Source organism: bacterium, from assembly GCA_016708315.1.
Lineage (GTDB): Bacteria > Zixibacteria > MSB-5A5 > CAIYYT01 > CAIYYT01 > JADJGC01.
Map to the genome: position 1 here is coordinate 403706 of JADJGC010000003.1, position 15282 is coordinate 418987.

Sequence of the window (15282 nt, forward strand, 5' to 3'; positions counted from 1 at the left end):
ATTCTATAATAATTAAGATTCGACTGCTTTTCTTTTTGAACTTCAAGTGAACGAGGGATAAACAATGACATTCAATCGCTTATTTCTGACTATTGCCTTCATATTGGTGCTATTGCCTATGATGGTCTCGTGCGGACAGAAAGACGGAAACGCACAAAGTGAAGCATCAACAATACAAGTACCGGACAAATTCGTCGGTGTAGAAAAACAGCTTGTCGGAAAACTCTTTGAAATGTGGGCGAAGAAGGGTCATGTCGCATCGGTCGACCAGGCAGCAGCACTGCTCGATATTGACGTGACTGACAGTATGCGGGTCAGCTTGTTCCGGAAATTCAATGAGAATCTGAACATACACGAGCGTCTCGCTCGATATCGCGCCGGCGTCTTCATACTAAGCAATGAAGAAAAGCACATCGCAGAGTACATCATCAGAAACGAAAAGAAGAATCAAGAATTTCCGACCCTTGAGCAAGTTGCAACCGATCTCAACATGACTCAAGAACATGTAGCTGATCGCCTGAGATTCCTTTCCGCCATCGAGATGTTCTTTGATTTGGGCGGACCTGATGAGTTTAACAAACTGGGTTTCAGCTATGGTCACAAATTTGGTGACGTTACCTACGATCTTGGAATACATCAACACATCTTCAGCATTGATGGCGGCTTGCCAATCAATGTCGGATGCGCGAAAGAGGCATTGTTCGTTGTAGCCTCGGAATTCCCAAAGAACGAAGTAAAGTACCGGGCATATGATCCCTTCAGCCTTGAAGCCATTGATGTCGTCTTCAAGGATGATGAAATTGTCTCGATCTTGCCGGAAACCGCCAAGTTGTTCGAAGGAGGCACCTGTGGTACCAACAACCTCTTCGCAAATGAGGCGAACGCTAAGGCTTATGCGCTGACTCTTCCGCAATTCCAAAACAAGGAAGCGCCAATCGTAGATATTAAGGCCCGATTTGCTGATACTAAGGCACAAGTGGCCAAACCGAAATAGCTCCGATAGACTTCAGACTCTCGACCGTTGAAGGATTCGCTTTGACGGTCGAATTCTGCCCGTAGATTCTTGTTCCAATTTTCACAAGGGATACCATATTTCCATTGCCTCATATCAAGACTTTTCATACCTTTGCTCACGATTTTGATTGGCAACCAATAATCACTATTTGGATGCAAACTGTTTGCTTTTAGATAAGTAGGAGAATAGACCGAATGAGCAACCAACCCAATGCAGTAATATTGTCGGCCTGTAGGACAGCAATAGGCAAGTTTCAGGGTTCACTTGCCGGATTTTCCGCGCCGCAGATTGGCGCTTTTGCAATACGAGAAGCTGTCCGTCGTGCTGGCGTCGATCCCAAAGATATCCAAGAGTGCATAATGGGTCATGTCGTCCAAGCGGGCGCCGGACAAGCTCCTGCCCGTCAGGCTGCCATTCACGGTGGTCTACCGCCGGAAGTCGCCTGCATCACAATTAACAAGGTCTGCGGCTCGGGTCTGAAGTCGGTCATGTTGGCTTCGCAAGCTATCAAAGCAGGCGATGCCGATGTCATCGTCGCGGGCGGCATGGAATCGATGTCCAACGCTCCGTATGCTCTGCCAAACGCCCGCACCGGATTTCGTCTGGGCAATCAACAAGCTGAAGACTTGATGATCAAAGATGGCCTATGGGACTCATTTAATAACTACCACATGGGCAGCGCCGCCGAGTACACCCAACAGAAGACCAGTATCTCCCGCGAAGAACAAGACGAATACGCTTACAATTCTCATCGCAAAGCGTGCGCGGCAATGGACTCGGGCAAATTCAAGGAAGAAATCTTTGATGTATTGATTCCGCAGAGAAAAGGCGATCCGATTGCTTTCAATCTCGATGAATCACCACGCAAAGACATATCCGTCGATTCACTTGGCAAGCTTAAGCCCGCGTTCCAGAAGGAAGGCACCGTTACGGCCGGCAATGCTCCGGGACTAAATGATGGCGGATCGGCTCTAGTAGTCAGTTCATCTGGTTATGCGGACGCCAATGGTCTTAAGCCGATTGCGCGTGTGACCGGCTATGCTGTCGCGGGAACTCCGCCACAGGACTTGTTCTTTGCCCCGATTTACGCAGTTCAGAAGCTGATGAAAAAGATGAATGTGGACATCAATCATTTTGATCTTATCGAGGCAAATGAGGCATTTAGTATTCAAGCGTTGGCGGATGGAAAGGCTCTGGGCTGGGACTGGAACCGCGTCAATGTCAATGGCGGCGCCGTAGCACTTGGGCATCCAATCGGCGCATCGGGAGCACGTATCTTAACGACGCTAATCTATGCGCTGAAAGACCGTGGCAAAAAAACGGGAATGGCTACATTGTGTTTGGGCGGCGGTAATGCTGTTGCTCTGGCAATCGAATTAGTCTAAGCGACTGGAATAGGAATTACGATGGAGATCAGAAATGTCGCGGTGGCCGGTGCGGGAACGATGGGGAATGGCATTGCCCACGTCTTTGCTCAGAAGGGTTACAACGTGACGTTGATGGATTCGACGCCTGATTCGCTTTTGCGCGGTGTCGAGATGATCAAGCTTAATCTGGCACGACAGGTGAAACGTGAGTTAATCTCTAAGGCTGATGCCGACGCTACATTGGCACGAGTCAACGCGACCGGCAACTTGAAGGAAGCTGCATCCGCGCAGTTGATTGTCGAGGCGATCTTCGAAGACTATGACGTCAAGACTGCATTCTGGAAAGAAATGGATGCCATCTGTTCGAGTGATACGATTTTTGCATCGAATACGTCTTCGCTGCCGATTACGCAATTGGCGGCGGCGACGAAACGACCGGAGCAGTTTATTGGGATGCACTTCATGAATCCGGTACCGGTTATGAAGCTCGTTGAGATTATTCGTGGATTTCCGACCAGCGACGAGACTTGTGCGATAATCAAGGACCTGGCGATGAAGCTTGACAAGACGCCTGTAGAAGTAAATGACTATCCCGGTTTCATAGCCAATAGAATTCTGCTGCCAATGATCAATGAGTCAATTTACGCCCTCATGGAAGGCGTCTCCGGCAAAGAGGAGATTGACACAGTCATGAAACTCGGAATGAACCATCCGATGGGTCCATTGACACTTGCAGATTTCATCGGGCTGGATGTTTGTCTGGCAATTCTCGAAACGATGCACAACGGATTGGGCGACCCGAAGTATCGGCCTTGTCCTTTACTGAAGAAGATGGTTCAAGCAGGTTGGCTTGGGCGTAAAAGCGGTCGCGGTTTCTACATATACGGAAGCGCTACCAATTAGAGTCAGAAATTAGCTGCGCAAAAGCGAGCTGGAACAGTAATGCAAAATAATGATCGGATGAGGAGATTCTCGGTTTATGGATTTTAGTCTTAGCGAAGATCAGATCATGATGCGCGACACTGCTCGCGATTTTGCCGAGAAGCGGCTTAAGCCGATTGCTGAAGAACTTGATGCAAAGGCTGAAATGCCCGCCGAGCTCCTTCGCGAAACCGCGGAGCTTGGGTACTTTGGCCTGTTTGCTCCTGAAGAATATGGCGGCTTAAGCGTCGATAGCCTCAGCTATGCTCTGACCATTGAAGAGATCTCCAAGGCTTGCGCTGCGCACGCTATAACTTTATCTGTACATAATTCGCTAGTCATTAAAGCCATCAAAGGTTTCGGAACAGAAGAGCAGAAGAAGAAGTACCTGCCCAAGCTTGCGGCAGGAGAGTTCATCGGCGCGTATTCTCTTTCCGAGCCCGGTGCCGGAACCGATGCCGGATCGCTGCAGTGTCGTGCCTTAAGAAGTGGCGATCACTATGTTCTGAATGGCACAAAGAGCTGGGTCAGTTCGGCGGGATATGCCTCGGTGTTTATCGTATTTGTATTGACAAGCCCCGACCAGGGCAAACACGGCGTATCATGCCTGATTGTCGATAAGGGAATGCCTGGCATGTCGTTGGGCCAGTCCGAAAAGAAAATGGGACTTAGAGCATCGGATACGCGAGAGTTGTCGTTTATCGATTGCAAGATTCCGGTTGGACAGTTGCTTGGTGAAGAGAATCGTGGATTACGAGTGGCGTTTTCGTTGCTTGATGCCGGTCGTATCGGCGTCGCCGCGCAAGCACTTGGAATCGCTCAGGCCGCCTTCGATGAAGCCGTCAAATATGCACGTGAGCGCAAACAATTCAATCAACCGCTTATCAATTTCCAAGCGACGCAGTTCAAGTTAGCGGAAATGGCCACCCGAATTGATGCGGCTCGATTGTTGACTTACCGTGCAGCTGTTCTTTTTGATTCAGGAGCTTCCTGCCTCAAGGAGATTTCGATGGCGAAACTTTTCTCATCGCAGACGGCAAACTTCGTAGCAAATGAAGCAGTACAAATTCATGGCGGGTACGGCTATGTCAAGGAATACCCGGTCGAACGCTACTTCCGCGATGCCCGAGTGACGGAAATCTACGAAGGAACTACCGAAGCTCAAAAAATGGTCATTTCACGCGCAATCATCAATGAAGGGCAGTAATGTTTGCAGATAGTGATTACATAGATTTTCGATTACAAGTCAGGGAATTCTGTGAAAAGGAGATCGCTCCGCTTTCGAACGCAGCTGACGAACATCAGGTTTTTCCGCAGACTGCAATCGAGAAGATTCACCGTCAAGGATGGTGGGCCGTCCAGATACCCAAAGACTTCGGCGGCATGGGAGCCAATACCGTACAGTATTCAATCATAGTTGAAGAATTGTGCCGAGTCTGTGGCTCGACGGGGTTGACGGTAGCTGCCCATAACTCGCTTGGAGCGGGCCCGATCTACAATTTTGGATCTAAGGAACAACAGAAGAAGTATCTTCACTTTGGTGACAGTGAGCCATATTTGATCGCATTTGGGCTTACCGAGCCTCAGGCAGGGTCGGATGCCGGCGCCACCAAATCAGTTGCCGAACCGCAAGGCGATCACTATATTCTCAACGGTACAAAGTGCTGGATTACCTCTGCCAATCTGTGCAAGTATGCAATTGTAACCGCACGGACTGATCGCAGCGGAGGTGTTAAAGGCATTTCTTCTTTCGTCCTTGAGAAGGGCCTTGAAGGGTTCTCCGTTGGAAAGAAAGAAAACAAGATGGGCTGTAGGGGCTCTGACACGGCATTTCTGCATTTTGACGATGTCAAAGTGCCGAAGTCAAGCCTTATAGGTGGTGAGGGAGAGGGATTCAAGCAGTTCATGAAGACGCTTGACGGTGGACGAATTTCGATTGCTGCAATGGCACTGGGATTATCAGTTGGTGCATTTGAATCGGCGGCAAGGTATGCTGCGACGAACTCACAATTTGGCGAGCCAATGGCAGACCAGCAGTGGGTACAATTCAAACTCGCCGACATGGCTTGTCGAATTGAAGCCGCGCGTGGATTGATCTATGGCGCAAGCGTTATGAAAGACAAGGGACTGAACTACTCCCAGCAATCAGCCATGGCCAAGTTATATGCCTCTGAAGTTTGCAACTTTTGCACCTTTGAGGCGATAGGTATTATAGGCGCGGACGCTACGTCAACCAAGTTTCCGGTTGAACGTATGTGGCGCGACATGAAATTGACGGAAATTGGCGAAGGAACTTCCGAGATTCAACGAATCGTGATCTCCCGAGCCATTCTTAAATCGATAGTATTAGATTGACAGGTTATAGGAGGACGCATGGCATTTGATGAAGGCGGCAAGATTTGGATGAACGGGGAGTTCGTCGACTGGAAGGACGCCAAGATCCATGTCCTCTCGCATGTGATCCATTACGGAAGCAGCGTCTTCGAAGGCTTGCGGTGCTATAAGACCAAGCGGGGATCTGCGATCTTCCGTCTTGAAGATCATACCAGAAGACTGTTCAATTCTGCGAAAATCTATCGCATGAAGATTCCCTATACCGAAGCGCAGTTGAATGAAGCTCAAATTGAGCTTATCCGCCTGAACAAAAAGGAATCCTGCTACATTCGTCCCGTAGCCTATCGAGGCTATAAACAGCTCGGAGTCGATCCGTCCGGATGCCCGATTGACGTTGCGATTGCCGTCTGGGATTGGGGTAGCTACCTCGGTGGTGGCGCCATGGAGAATGGTGTTGATGTATGTGTTTCCTCCTGGCGCAGAATGGCTCCCGACACCTTCCCGGCATTTGCCAAGAGCGGTGCGAATTACATGAATAGTCAGCTCATTAAGATGGAAGCACTCGAACACGGCTATGTTGAAGGCATTGCGCTTGACGTTCACGGAATGGTCAGCGAAGGCTCCGGAGAGAATATCTTCGTTTTCCACGAAGGGAATCTAATCACGCCTCCATACAATGCTTCGATTCTCCCCGGAATTACGCGTCACACGGTTATCCAGCTTGCCAAAGAGATGGGTATGAAAGTGCTTGAGCGCAACTTGCCGCGTGAGTTGCTTTATGTTGCAGATGAGGTGTTTTTCTCGGGTTCGGCAGCAGAGATTACTCCGATTCGCTCAGTGGACAAGATTACTGTGGGAACCGGCAAAGCGGGTCCAATTGCCAAGAAACTGCAAGCGGCCTTTGCCGATATCATCGAGAACGGAAATGACAAGCGCGGTTGGCTCAAGAGAGTCTACTCACATGAGACCGTAGGCGTGTAACTCTGCGTTGACGTGACAAACTTGGGCGGCCGAAACCGGTCGCCCTTTTTTTTGCTCTTCAGGTCGCTTTCTTGAAATCTTGATGTTGCGCCAAGTTTCAATTTGCGTATAATTTTCGCCATGAAAATAGCTATCGGTGCCGATCACAAAGGGTTCCAGCTCAAGGAACATCTCAAGCAATTTCTTCAGTCGCTCGGGCATACCGTCAGTGACTTTGGTACTGACTCCGAAGAATCCACCGACTATCCCGACTACGGAATGCGGGTTGCGCACGCTGTTGCAAATCGTGAGGCTGATCGCGGGATAACGGTGTGTTGGACTGGCAACGGAATGAACATGGTCGTGAACAAGCTGCCTGAGATCCGTGGTGCTTATGCTTTGACCGAAGAAATGGCACAACTGTCGAGACAGCATAACGACTCAAACATTTTGACGCTTGGCTCCAAGTGGGTCGAAAGCGAATTGGCCGACAAGATCGTCAAAGTCTGGCTCGACACGGCATTTGAAGCCGGTCGCCATGAAAAGCGGATCAAGAAATTTTCGATTAAGCGTAACTAATTTTTCCTCCCCAGTTGCGTTTATGGCGACGTTCGTCTATTATTAATTGTGAATTCAGGCAAGACTCATATTACAGGCTGGATCGCAACAATCCTGTTGACGATCATTACTTCGTTCTGGACCTTCTGGAGTTTCGGCGAGCTTTACTATGAGGCATGGGGACTACCGCTTCATATGGTGGTGCGTTATTTAATCCCATTTGCAGTGTGTATTACCCTGACATTGATCTGCCTCATGTGGCCGCGAATCGGCGGTTCACTTCTCATTATTGTCGGCGTATGGTTCGGGATTTGGTGGTTCCAACTGCAGATCTCTCGAGGTATGACTGATCCGATCGGTTTACTGATAACCTTCTGTCTTAGCGCAGCGCTAGCGATTATTGGTGGGATGTTCTGGTATGATTGGAAGAAAAGCAAGAATGATGAATCAGCTCCCGAAACGCATCATAATTGGTTTCGGCGCAACCTGCGCTGGTTAATCGCTACCGGAATTCCGATTGGCGTGGCTTTGGGGGCAACGATTGGTAATGCTCCGATCCTGTTTATGCGTCAGGATGACGGGATTCGCACTGAACGGCTAATAGAAGGCAACGGCGTGCGACTTATCTGGGCGCCGGAAGGACCTGGATGGGCGAAGGGGGGAGAGGGGACCGGTTCGAATCTTGCATGGAATCAGATTGCGTTGTACGGATTGCCTCCCGTTGGGACTGATTTGAAAGCAAAGGATGCATATCGCCATGCGACCCAGGCTGAGATGGACACGTTTTGCCTCTGCCGCTATTTGTCGGCAGACGGTAAGACCTTAATGGACACGCCACAGAATGTCTGGCGGATGCCGACGACTCAAGAAGTTGTTCGATCTCTTGTTCATCACGGAGAACATGCAGGATGCACTTGGGATGACAGTTCGCGATTTGCCGTTTGCGAGAGATTGCCTGACAAAGAGTCGCCGCTCTGGGCAAGCGATTACATGCCGATTTATATGTGGACTGCCGACGAGTTTGACACCTCGCACGCCTATTTTGTTGGCTACAATGGCAGGGCTGTGACAAACCAAAACAAATGGTGGGGAAATCCAAGGCATGGATTTCGTTGCGTTCGTGAACCGGACAGCAATAGCATTCGAGAGTTGGATACTCTGACACTCAAATAGTGGGGTCAGCTGTGGCAAATCACCTTCTATCGCAAATCGTGCAGACGACGACGCTGCTAAACCAAGATGGGCAAGCGTTGATTCTTCGGACGCCAGAAGGAAAATGGCAGCTTCCCGGCGGTCGCCTGAATGAGGGTGAGTCCTGGGACGAAGGATTACGCCGGGAGATTCGCGAAGAGACCGGAATTACGGATGTAGACATTCTATCGATTACGATGGTTGACAACTGGACATTTCGCGGAGTTCTAATGTACGGCGTGTATTTCCTCTGTCGAACCAGTACGACCGAAGTGACGATAAGCAGTGAGCATACAGCCTATCGGTGGGTAAGCAAAAACGACAATCTTGAAGAAATCGAGTTCTGGCATGAGAACCTGCGAATGCTTACAGAGCGTGCGTTAGCAATGGACCGGGGTCCGGAACTGTAGGAATCACGTTTGTCACAGTGACAGAATTCCCCCGGCACCAACGAAATGATTGACTCGCCAACGAAAATCTCTTATATCTCTCCACGTTATGGATGACAATAAAGGCCTAATCGATCAGGAAATCAAAGTACTCGACAGCGGATTTGTCCGACTCGTCGATTTTATGGGATCCGACGATTCAATCGTCGAAGCCGCACGCGTTTCCTATGGTCGAGGTACGAAGAAGCGTCGTGAGGACCGTGGCTTGATTCGCTACTTGATTCGCCATCAACATACGACTCCGTTTGAGATGGTAGAATTCAAGTTTCATGTCAAGCTCCCCATCTTCATTGCCCGCCAGTGGATACGGCATCGTACGGCGAATGTCAACGAGTACTCCGGTCGTTACTCGGTGATGGAAGACGACTTCTACGTACCCAAGCCGGAAGATGTCAAGCAACAGTCCACGACTAATCGCCAAGGTAGGGAAGAGGCTGAAGTGGACCCTGCCGTGCGCGAGTCGTTTCTGGCATTCCTCAATACCAGCAACCGCCATTTGTATGACGAGTATTTGAAAGCGATCGATTCGGGTGTGGCTCGAGAAATCGCACGCATCAATCTGCCGCTTTCGCTGTACACGCAATGGTATTGGAAGGTCGATCTTCACAATCTCTTTCATTTCCTGAAATTGCGCTTGGACCAACACGCCCAGGCTGAAATTCGCGAGTATGCAAAAGCGATGGCGCAATTTGTGAAGCAGGTCGTTCCGGTGGCGTGGGAAGCTTTCGAAGATTACCAGCTCGACGCACAGCAGTTCTCTTCAATTGAGCTCAAACTGCTGTTTAACAATCTCAAGTCATTCGATCAAAGTGAAGAAGCTTTGGTTGAGGCTGGCTTGTCAAAAGGCGAGGCGCGAGAATTTCAAGAGAAGCTTTCGAAGATTAGAAATAGCCTGTAGTTCTCTATCAACCCCTCAGTCAGTTCAAATGCCCTTTCGTCCCTTGTGGATGGGACACCAATCCTCTAATCGTTGATTTTGTAAGAACACCTCGTCACCAATATGGGGACAGCCAGAAGTCGCTTTCTTGCCTGAATCCTGACAAACTGTCTCGTGCACAATTCCTGCTGGTTCGACAAAATTTTCGACGGGTAGATTTTCATGCGCAGCAATCATAAAGTCAGTCCATATCGGCAAAGCGTTGGTAGAACCGGCCTGATTGTAGCCGATAGAAGTTTTGTCATCGTAACCGATCCACGTACCGGCTGTAATTTGTGGCGTGTATCCAATGAACCAGTTATCACAGAAGTTATCGGATGTTCCCGTCTTGCCACCTGCCGGACGTTGGAATCCGCGTGAACGAGCTGAAACTGCCGTGCCTTGACGATCGTCCATGACTGACTGCATCATACTGACCGCGATATAGGTCTCAGCTGGGTCGGCGACAGCCTTGCGCGTCGCAGCATTACTCTGCTCCAACACGTTGCCGTATCGGTCCACGACTTTGAGGATAAATCGAGGTTCGACATGAATGCCAAGATTGGCAAAGCTGGTATACGCGCCTACAATCTCCAAGAGCGAGGTTTCTGAAGTACCGATGGCGAGGGCCGCGTTTGGTGTCAGCGGGCTGGTAATGCCCATCTTCTTGGCAGTGGCAATTACATTGTCAACACCTACTTGCTGAAGCAGCTTTATCGCAATCAAGTTGCGCGACATCGTCAACCCCTTGCGCATTGTCATCGCGCCAAGGAACTCATCATCGAAATTTCTTGGACTCCAAACATCTGATCCAGGAATTGTCATTGCAATCGGAGTATCGTAGAGAATATCACAGGCGTGCATCCCACTGCCGATTGCCGCCATGTAAACGAATGGTTTGAATGTTGAACCAGGCTGTCGCTTTGCCTGCACGGCGCGATTGAACTTCCATTTACGAAAGTCTTTACCACCGACCAAAGCCATGATGTCGCCAGTTCGGTTGTCTATCGCGACAAACGCTCCCTGGACTTCCTTGAATCGATATCCCCTGATATTGCCGGATGAGTCATACTCGGGGACACTGTACTCGGGGTTGCCCAAGTGTCGGCGCCGTTCCATACGTTGTTGTAGCGAGTCGACTTGCGCGATTAGAGAATTTTCGACAATTCTCTGCAGTCCGGCATCGAGCGTTGTGTATACGGCGAGTCCACCACCATAGAATTCGTCTTCGCCGTGCTTTTCGACAAGATATTGACGAACCATTTCGGTGAAGTAGGGGGCTTCGCCTGAGTTATCGAGCGAAAAATCTATGGCAATCGGCAGATGCTTAAGACTATCGGCCATCTTGGAGTTGATATAGTCTTCGTCCTCCATTCTCGATAGCACGTAGTTGCGGCGATTGAGTGCGCGGTCCGCATGATTGACCGGAGAATACCGTGCCGGTGCATTGACAATCGCGATTAACAATGCGGACTCTTCTATTTTAAGCGCCTCGGTGCTCTTGTTGAAGTAAGTCCGCGAGGCTGTCTCGATTCCATATGCGCCGTGACCGTAGTAGTACGTATTGAGGTACATTTCGAGGATTTCGTTCTTGGAGTAAGTGCGTTCGATCTTAACAGCAGTGAGAGCTTCCTTGATCTTGCGCTCTAAAGATATCTCGCGATCGTAAAATAGCATTCGGGATAGCTGTTGCGTAATTGTCGATCCGCCGCCTCCTGAGCCAAATCCGGAAAAGAGATTTCTAAATACTGCTCGCATCAGACCGCGCCAGTCGACCCCCCAATGACTGAAGAAGTGATCATCTTCTGTGGCGACTAATGCTTGGATTAAGTGCGCTGGGATTTTGCTATAAGGAACCAACGTGCGGTTTTCGTAATGATACTTTTGAAGCAGTTCTCCATGTATATCATAAATGCGGGTTACGACCGCCGGTTCGATGTTGTAGATTTCTTCAATTGAAGGGAGCTCATCCTGGTAGCTATATGCAAGAGCCATCCCGATGCTTCCCACAAGGATTACACCTAGGACAACAAACAGGTAGAATTTATACAGTCGTTTCTGATTCATTGAATTCCCATAGGTTACATCTTATACTATCAGGAACTGACGAGTTACCAATAAAATAAGTCTTGATTGATTTTGCAACTTGCGAGGTTACAGCGTCTTCGGAATGAAGCGGACCATCTTGTGATTAGTGCACAGATAAGGTCGTTGGGATTCCGACTTCGACCCGTCAAGCAAAGAATCTGCAAGCCTTTGCTCATCGGGACAGATTCAGTTTATGATATAATCGTAAACAACTAATTGAGAACAATCATGTCGCAAGAACTGTCGAAATAGGTTACAGGCAAGGTGTTGACTGACAGTAGATTACGCGAGTCAAGTAATTGGGACGTTTACTGGACTTGCCGTCCAAGCGATTCCGTCAATTTGTGAGCACAGTTAGATACTCGGCACACAAGTTGCAATGATAGGCTCGGAATAGAAATTGGAGGGTGGATGAGATACCACAGTCTTGTCATCATTATCTTAGCGACACTGCTTTGTACTTCCGACAGCTTTGCAACAAGCGACTCGAGTTTGTTTGAAAAGCGAATGAGTCGCAGATCCGCATTGGCGGTTTCGACGCAAAACAGCGCTTCTGAGTCAGACGTTAGCTCCGCGGGTCCAATGTGGAACCGCGCTGATGTGCTTTTTGGTGATTATAGAGTGAACTCGGATAACCAAGCATCGACTTTCGATCAACGCGATTGTGATATTGCGTATTTTGCTGATGGTAAAGGTGTTGTGGTTTGGGAAGATGAACGTAACGGCCATTGGCGAATCATGGCGCAACCAATCGGGGTCTCTGGCGCGGCCGTCGGTGCCAATAGATTTATTGATAGCGGCAATCCGCCAGTTACGTTAAGGCAGCCGCGCGTGGCTGCGAACGCTACCGGACTTGTTGTGATAGTTTACGTCAAGGAAAACGACAACGGACTCTATGCAAAGTCGTTTGATTATAGCTTCAGTTCGAGCGGAGCTGAATTCCGAATTGACGACGCTACTCCCGGTAACTTCGTAAACCAGCCCGACATTGCAATACTGTCTGGAAACCGCTTTGTGATTGTCTGGGAAGATTCTCGCGACGGTTCCAATATCTTCGCTCAAATTCTGAATTCTAACGGCTCGCTTTCCGGAGGAAACTTCAAGATTAATGCCGCAGTCGACTCACCGTATCGCATAGCACCCTCAGTAGTCTCGACACTTGCGGGTGATTTTGCTGTTGTCTGGGAAGACGGGAGAACAGGAAACGGGGATGTCTATTTTCGCATCTATACCGATGTTGGCACCCCACTTTTTCCAGAATTGATCCTCGATGCAGGCTTTGCTTCCGACTATCAGTTTATGCCGAAATTGGCATTTTTGAAAGGAATTGGCTATCTCGCGGCCTGGATTTCTAATCGCAATGGCGGCCAGTCCGTGTACTCGCAAGTGATCTCGACATCGTCAGCACCAATCGGTTTACCGATCCGCGTGAACGATTCCGATTCGGATATCTGTTGGGACCTTAACACAGAAAGCACCGCTGACTCCGGTGCTGTTTGTGCTTGGGCTGAATTCTCCACAACTGCTTCAATTGAAGCTCAGAAGATTGCAAAGACAGGCGCGGCTTCGGGCGGTAACGTGAAGTTGGAGGACAATGGACTGAAGCACGAGAGAGCTTTCCCTGCCATTGCAAAGGCAGCAAACGGCATGACAGCTGCATGGATCGACCAACGAAATGGGAATCTCGATGTCTATGCTCAGTCAATCTCAACCTCTTTAGCGAAAACGGGTAATAACTATCGACTCAATGACGACGTCAACGGCGCGCAGCAATTGACTCCCGATATTGCAGGTGTAACGTCAAATGCCGTGGCCGTGGTATGGCATGATCGTAGTTCGGATCAAGGGGACATCAAGTTGCAGCTTCTGTCGGCGGCGGGTCTGCCTCTGGGCTTTGAATCCAAGATCAATGACGACGCCGGCATCGCGGTTCAGAAGAACCCCAGAGTTGGAGCGGCCAGCGCTGGTCAAATTTGGGCTGTCTGGGAGGACTCGAGGACCAGCAGTGGCTTGCAGGGTCAGAACATCTTTGCTCAAAGGATGAGTTCCACTGGATTGCCGCAAGGCGCCAACCTTCTTGTGAATAGTGACGGAACTTCGCGACCGAAGAGCCTTCCAGATATTGACGTCTTGCCAGATGGAAAAGCATTCATCACCTGGATTGATGAGCGAGACAATTCTCGTCAAGTGTACCTGCAGCGGTACAATGCTTCAGGTGCCTCGGTAGGTTCGAATCTCAAAGTCTCAATCGACGCTGCGATGATAGAAAACTTGGAAAGTCACATTGCCGCAGCAAGTGATGGCACTCACATGGTTGCATGGCTTTCAATTATTGGAGGAAGAAAGGCAGCTTTCTTCCAAAGATTCAACAATGTTGGTTCGCCCCTGGGATCCATTCAGATGCTTGGCGTGGACACAGCAAATGTCCAAATCCAGGATATTGACGTTTGTTCGAACCATTCCGAAGGCGGTTTCCATTTCGCGACAATAGAGAACAAAAACGGTGAAATCAGTGTCAGAATGTATGGCATTGACGGTCTTGGCGCGCCAACCTTTGTTGCTGTTGAAGTTAGTGATGTCCCCGGTTTCTTCAGTGATGTTCGGATCGCTGCCGATGTCGACGACGGACTTGCCATTTGGTGGTTAAAGCTCAATGGCAGCGGTACCCGCGGACAAATGCAGCTTATGAGAAATGACGGCTTCGCTCTCGGCAGCAACCTGCAGATCAGCAATAGCGCGGTCAGTCGCTTAGAAGCTTCTCCATCAATGACTATGATTGGCGGTTACTATTACAGTGTATGGGAAGACAACCGAAATGCCGGCTCAGGATTTGACATATATGCAAACTCGGTCCAGTACACTTCCACAGATATTGACCACAGAGAAGACAATGTGCTTCCGCAGGAGTTTGTGCTGGAACAGAATTTCCCTAACCCATTCAACCCCGAGACCACGATTCAGTACTCGTTGAAGAGTGCGGCTCGTACCAAACTGACCATTTTCAATCTTCTAGGTCAAGAGCTAGATTGCCTCGTGGACGATTTTCAGCAGGCGGGAAGTTACGAAGTTAGATGGAATCCGGCTCGCAACGGCGAAAGCGCGGCATCGGGGATCTACTTCTACAGACTTACTGCAGGTGCGACATCAATTACGAAGAAAATGACACTTTTGAAGTAGTGTAAAAATCAAGAGAGCTTGGAAATCGGGCGACCTTTGGTCGCCCGATTTTTGTTGTTGTGCCAATGTGTGTTAGGAATGCACCAAAGTTGCATTCAAACTTGCAGTTGCCTCAATTAGCTCTTGACAGTTTGCATTCAAGAGTGTTGATTATCATGGGTGGTTGGGTTACACTATTTCTAATCTGTATTAACAGCCAAGGTCATATCTTTTTACTTCGACATTTCTAGTCGTAGGAGTGAATTCGTATTAATCTGCGTAATAAAACACTTCGATACACAACCTTATTGGATGAGGGAGGTTCGT

At 49.2% G+C, this 15282-nt stretch carries 12 protein-coding genes; 11 read left to right on the top strand and 1 reads right to left on the bottom strand.

The annotated features are described in order from the left end of the window. Positions 1–64: 64 nt before the first annotated feature. The 10 genes from IPH59_04860 (at position 65) to IPH59_04905 (ending at position 9693) form a co-directional block, all read left to right on the top strand. Positions 65–994 (top strand): hypothetical protein, encoded by a 930-nt coding sequence (locus tag IPH59_04860; GenBank protein MBK7091037.1) that lies wholly within the window; start codon positions 65–67, stop codon positions 992–994. Positions 995–1209: 215 nt separating this feature from the next. Further along, the gene (locus IPH59_04865) at positions 1210–2400 is read left to right on the top strand and encodes an acetyl-CoA C-acetyltransferase (protein ID MBK7091038.1); all 1191 of its coding nucleotides are present in this window, start codon (positions 1210–1212) and stop codon (positions 2398–2400) included. A gap of 21 nt (positions 2401–2421) precedes the next feature. Further along, positions 2422–3285: a 3-hydroxybutyryl-CoA dehydrogenase gene (locus tag IPH59_04870; GenBank protein MBK7091039.1), complete on the top strand. Its 864-nt coding sequence runs from the start codon at positions 2422–2424 to the stop codon at positions 3283–3285. Positions 3286–3361: 76 nt separating this feature from the next. Continuing rightward, on the top strand, positions 3362–4510 hold the full coding sequence (locus tag IPH59_04875) for an acyl-CoA dehydrogenase family protein (protein MBK7091040.1): 1149 nt from the start codon (positions 3362–3364) through the stop codon (positions 4508–4510). Continuing rightward, positions 4510–5658 carry an acyl-CoA dehydrogenase family protein gene (locus IPH59_04880; protein ID MBK7091041.1) on the top strand — a complete coding sequence of 383 codons (1149 nt, stop codon included), beginning with the start codon at positions 4510–4512 and terminating at the stop codon, positions 5656–5658. The genes IPH59_04875 and IPH59_04880 overlap by 1 nt, the downstream gene beginning before the upstream one ends. A gap of 18 nt (positions 5659–5676) precedes the next feature. Next, positions 5677–6618, top strand: coding sequence for a branched-chain amino acid transaminase (locus IPH59_04885; protein MBK7091042.1), 942 nt, complete (start codon positions 5677–5679; stop codon positions 6616–6618). Between the two features lie 120 nt (positions 6619–6738). Beyond that, positions 6739–7176: a ribose 5-phosphate isomerase B gene (gene rpiB, locus IPH59_04890; GenBank protein ID MBK7091043.1), complete on the top strand. Its 438-nt coding sequence runs from the start codon at positions 6739–6741 to the stop codon at positions 7174–7176. Between the two features lie 48 nt (positions 7177–7224). Beyond that, the gene (locus IPH59_04895; protein MBK7091044.1) at positions 7225–8328 is read left to right on the top strand and encodes a hypothetical protein; all 1104 of its coding nucleotides are present in this window, start codon (positions 7225–7227) and stop codon (positions 8326–8328) included. A gap of 11 nt (positions 8329–8339) precedes the next feature. Further along, positions 8340–8756 (top strand): NUDIX hydrolase, encoded by a 417-nt coding sequence (locus IPH59_04900; protein MBK7091045.1) that lies wholly within the window; start codon positions 8340–8342, stop codon positions 8754–8756. Between the two features lie 88 nt (positions 8757–8844). Continuing rightward, positions 8845–9693: an FAD-dependent thymidylate synthase gene (locus IPH59_04905; protein ID MBK7091046.1), complete on the top strand. Its 849-nt coding sequence runs from the start codon at positions 8845–8847 to the stop codon at positions 9691–9693. A gap of 24 nt (positions 9694–9717) precedes the next feature. Here IPH59_04905 and IPH59_04910 read toward each other — a convergent pair whose 3' ends face one another. After that, a complete protein-coding gene (locus tag IPH59_04910) occupies positions 9718–11778 on the bottom strand; it encodes a PBP1A family penicillin-binding protein (GenBank protein ID MBK7091047.1) in 2061 nt (686 codons plus the stop codon). 528 nt (positions 11779–12306) lie between these two features. On the opposite strand from IPH59_04910, the gene IPH59_04915 reads away from it, so the two are divergent. Next, positions 12307–14976, top strand: a complete 2670-nt coding sequence (locus tag IPH59_04915; protein MBK7091048.1) for a T9SS type A sorting domain-containing protein — start codon at positions 12307–12309, stop codon at positions 14974–14976. The last annotated feature ends 306 nt before the right edge of the window (positions 14977–15282 follow it).

Bases quoted from the DNA above. Each gene is read 5' to 3' on its own strand.
- IPH59_04905 (MBK7091046.1), top strand. From the start codon at position 8,845: ATGGATGACAATAAAGGCCTAATCGATCAGGAAATCAAAGTACTCGAC.
- IPH59_04860 (MBK7091037.1), top strand. From the start codon at position 65: ATGACATTCAATCGCTTATTTCTGACTATTGCCTTCATATTGGTGCTA.
- rpiB (MBK7091043.1), top strand. From the start codon at position 6,739: ATGAAAATAGCTATCGGTGCCGATCACAAAGGGTTCCAGCTCAAGGAA.
- IPH59_04865 (MBK7091038.1), top strand. From the start codon at position 1,210: ATGAGCAACCAACCCAATGCAGTAATATTGTCGGCCTGTAGGACAGCA.
- IPH59_04875 (MBK7091040.1), top strand. From the start codon at position 3,362: ATGGATTTTAGTCTTAGCGAAGATCAGATCATGATGCGCGACACTGCT.
- IPH59_04885 (MBK7091042.1), top strand. From the start codon at position 5,677: ATGGCATTTGATGAAGGCGGCAAGATTTGGATGAACGGGGAGTTCGTC.
- IPH59_04870 (MBK7091039.1), top strand. From the start codon at position 2,422: ATGGAGATCAGAAATGTCGCGGTGGCCGGTGCGGGAACGATGGGGAAT.
- IPH59_04915 (MBK7091048.1), top strand. From the start codon at position 12,307: ATGAGTCGCAGATCCGCATTGGCGGTTTCGACGCAAAACAGCGCTTCT.
- IPH59_04880 (MBK7091041.1), top strand. From the start codon at position 4,510: ATGTTTGCAGATAGTGATTACATAGATTTTCGATTACAAGTCAGGGAA.
- IPH59_04910 (MBK7091047.1), bottom strand. From the start codon at position 11,778: ATGAATCAGAAACGACTGTATAAATTCTACCTGTTTGTTGTCCTAGGT.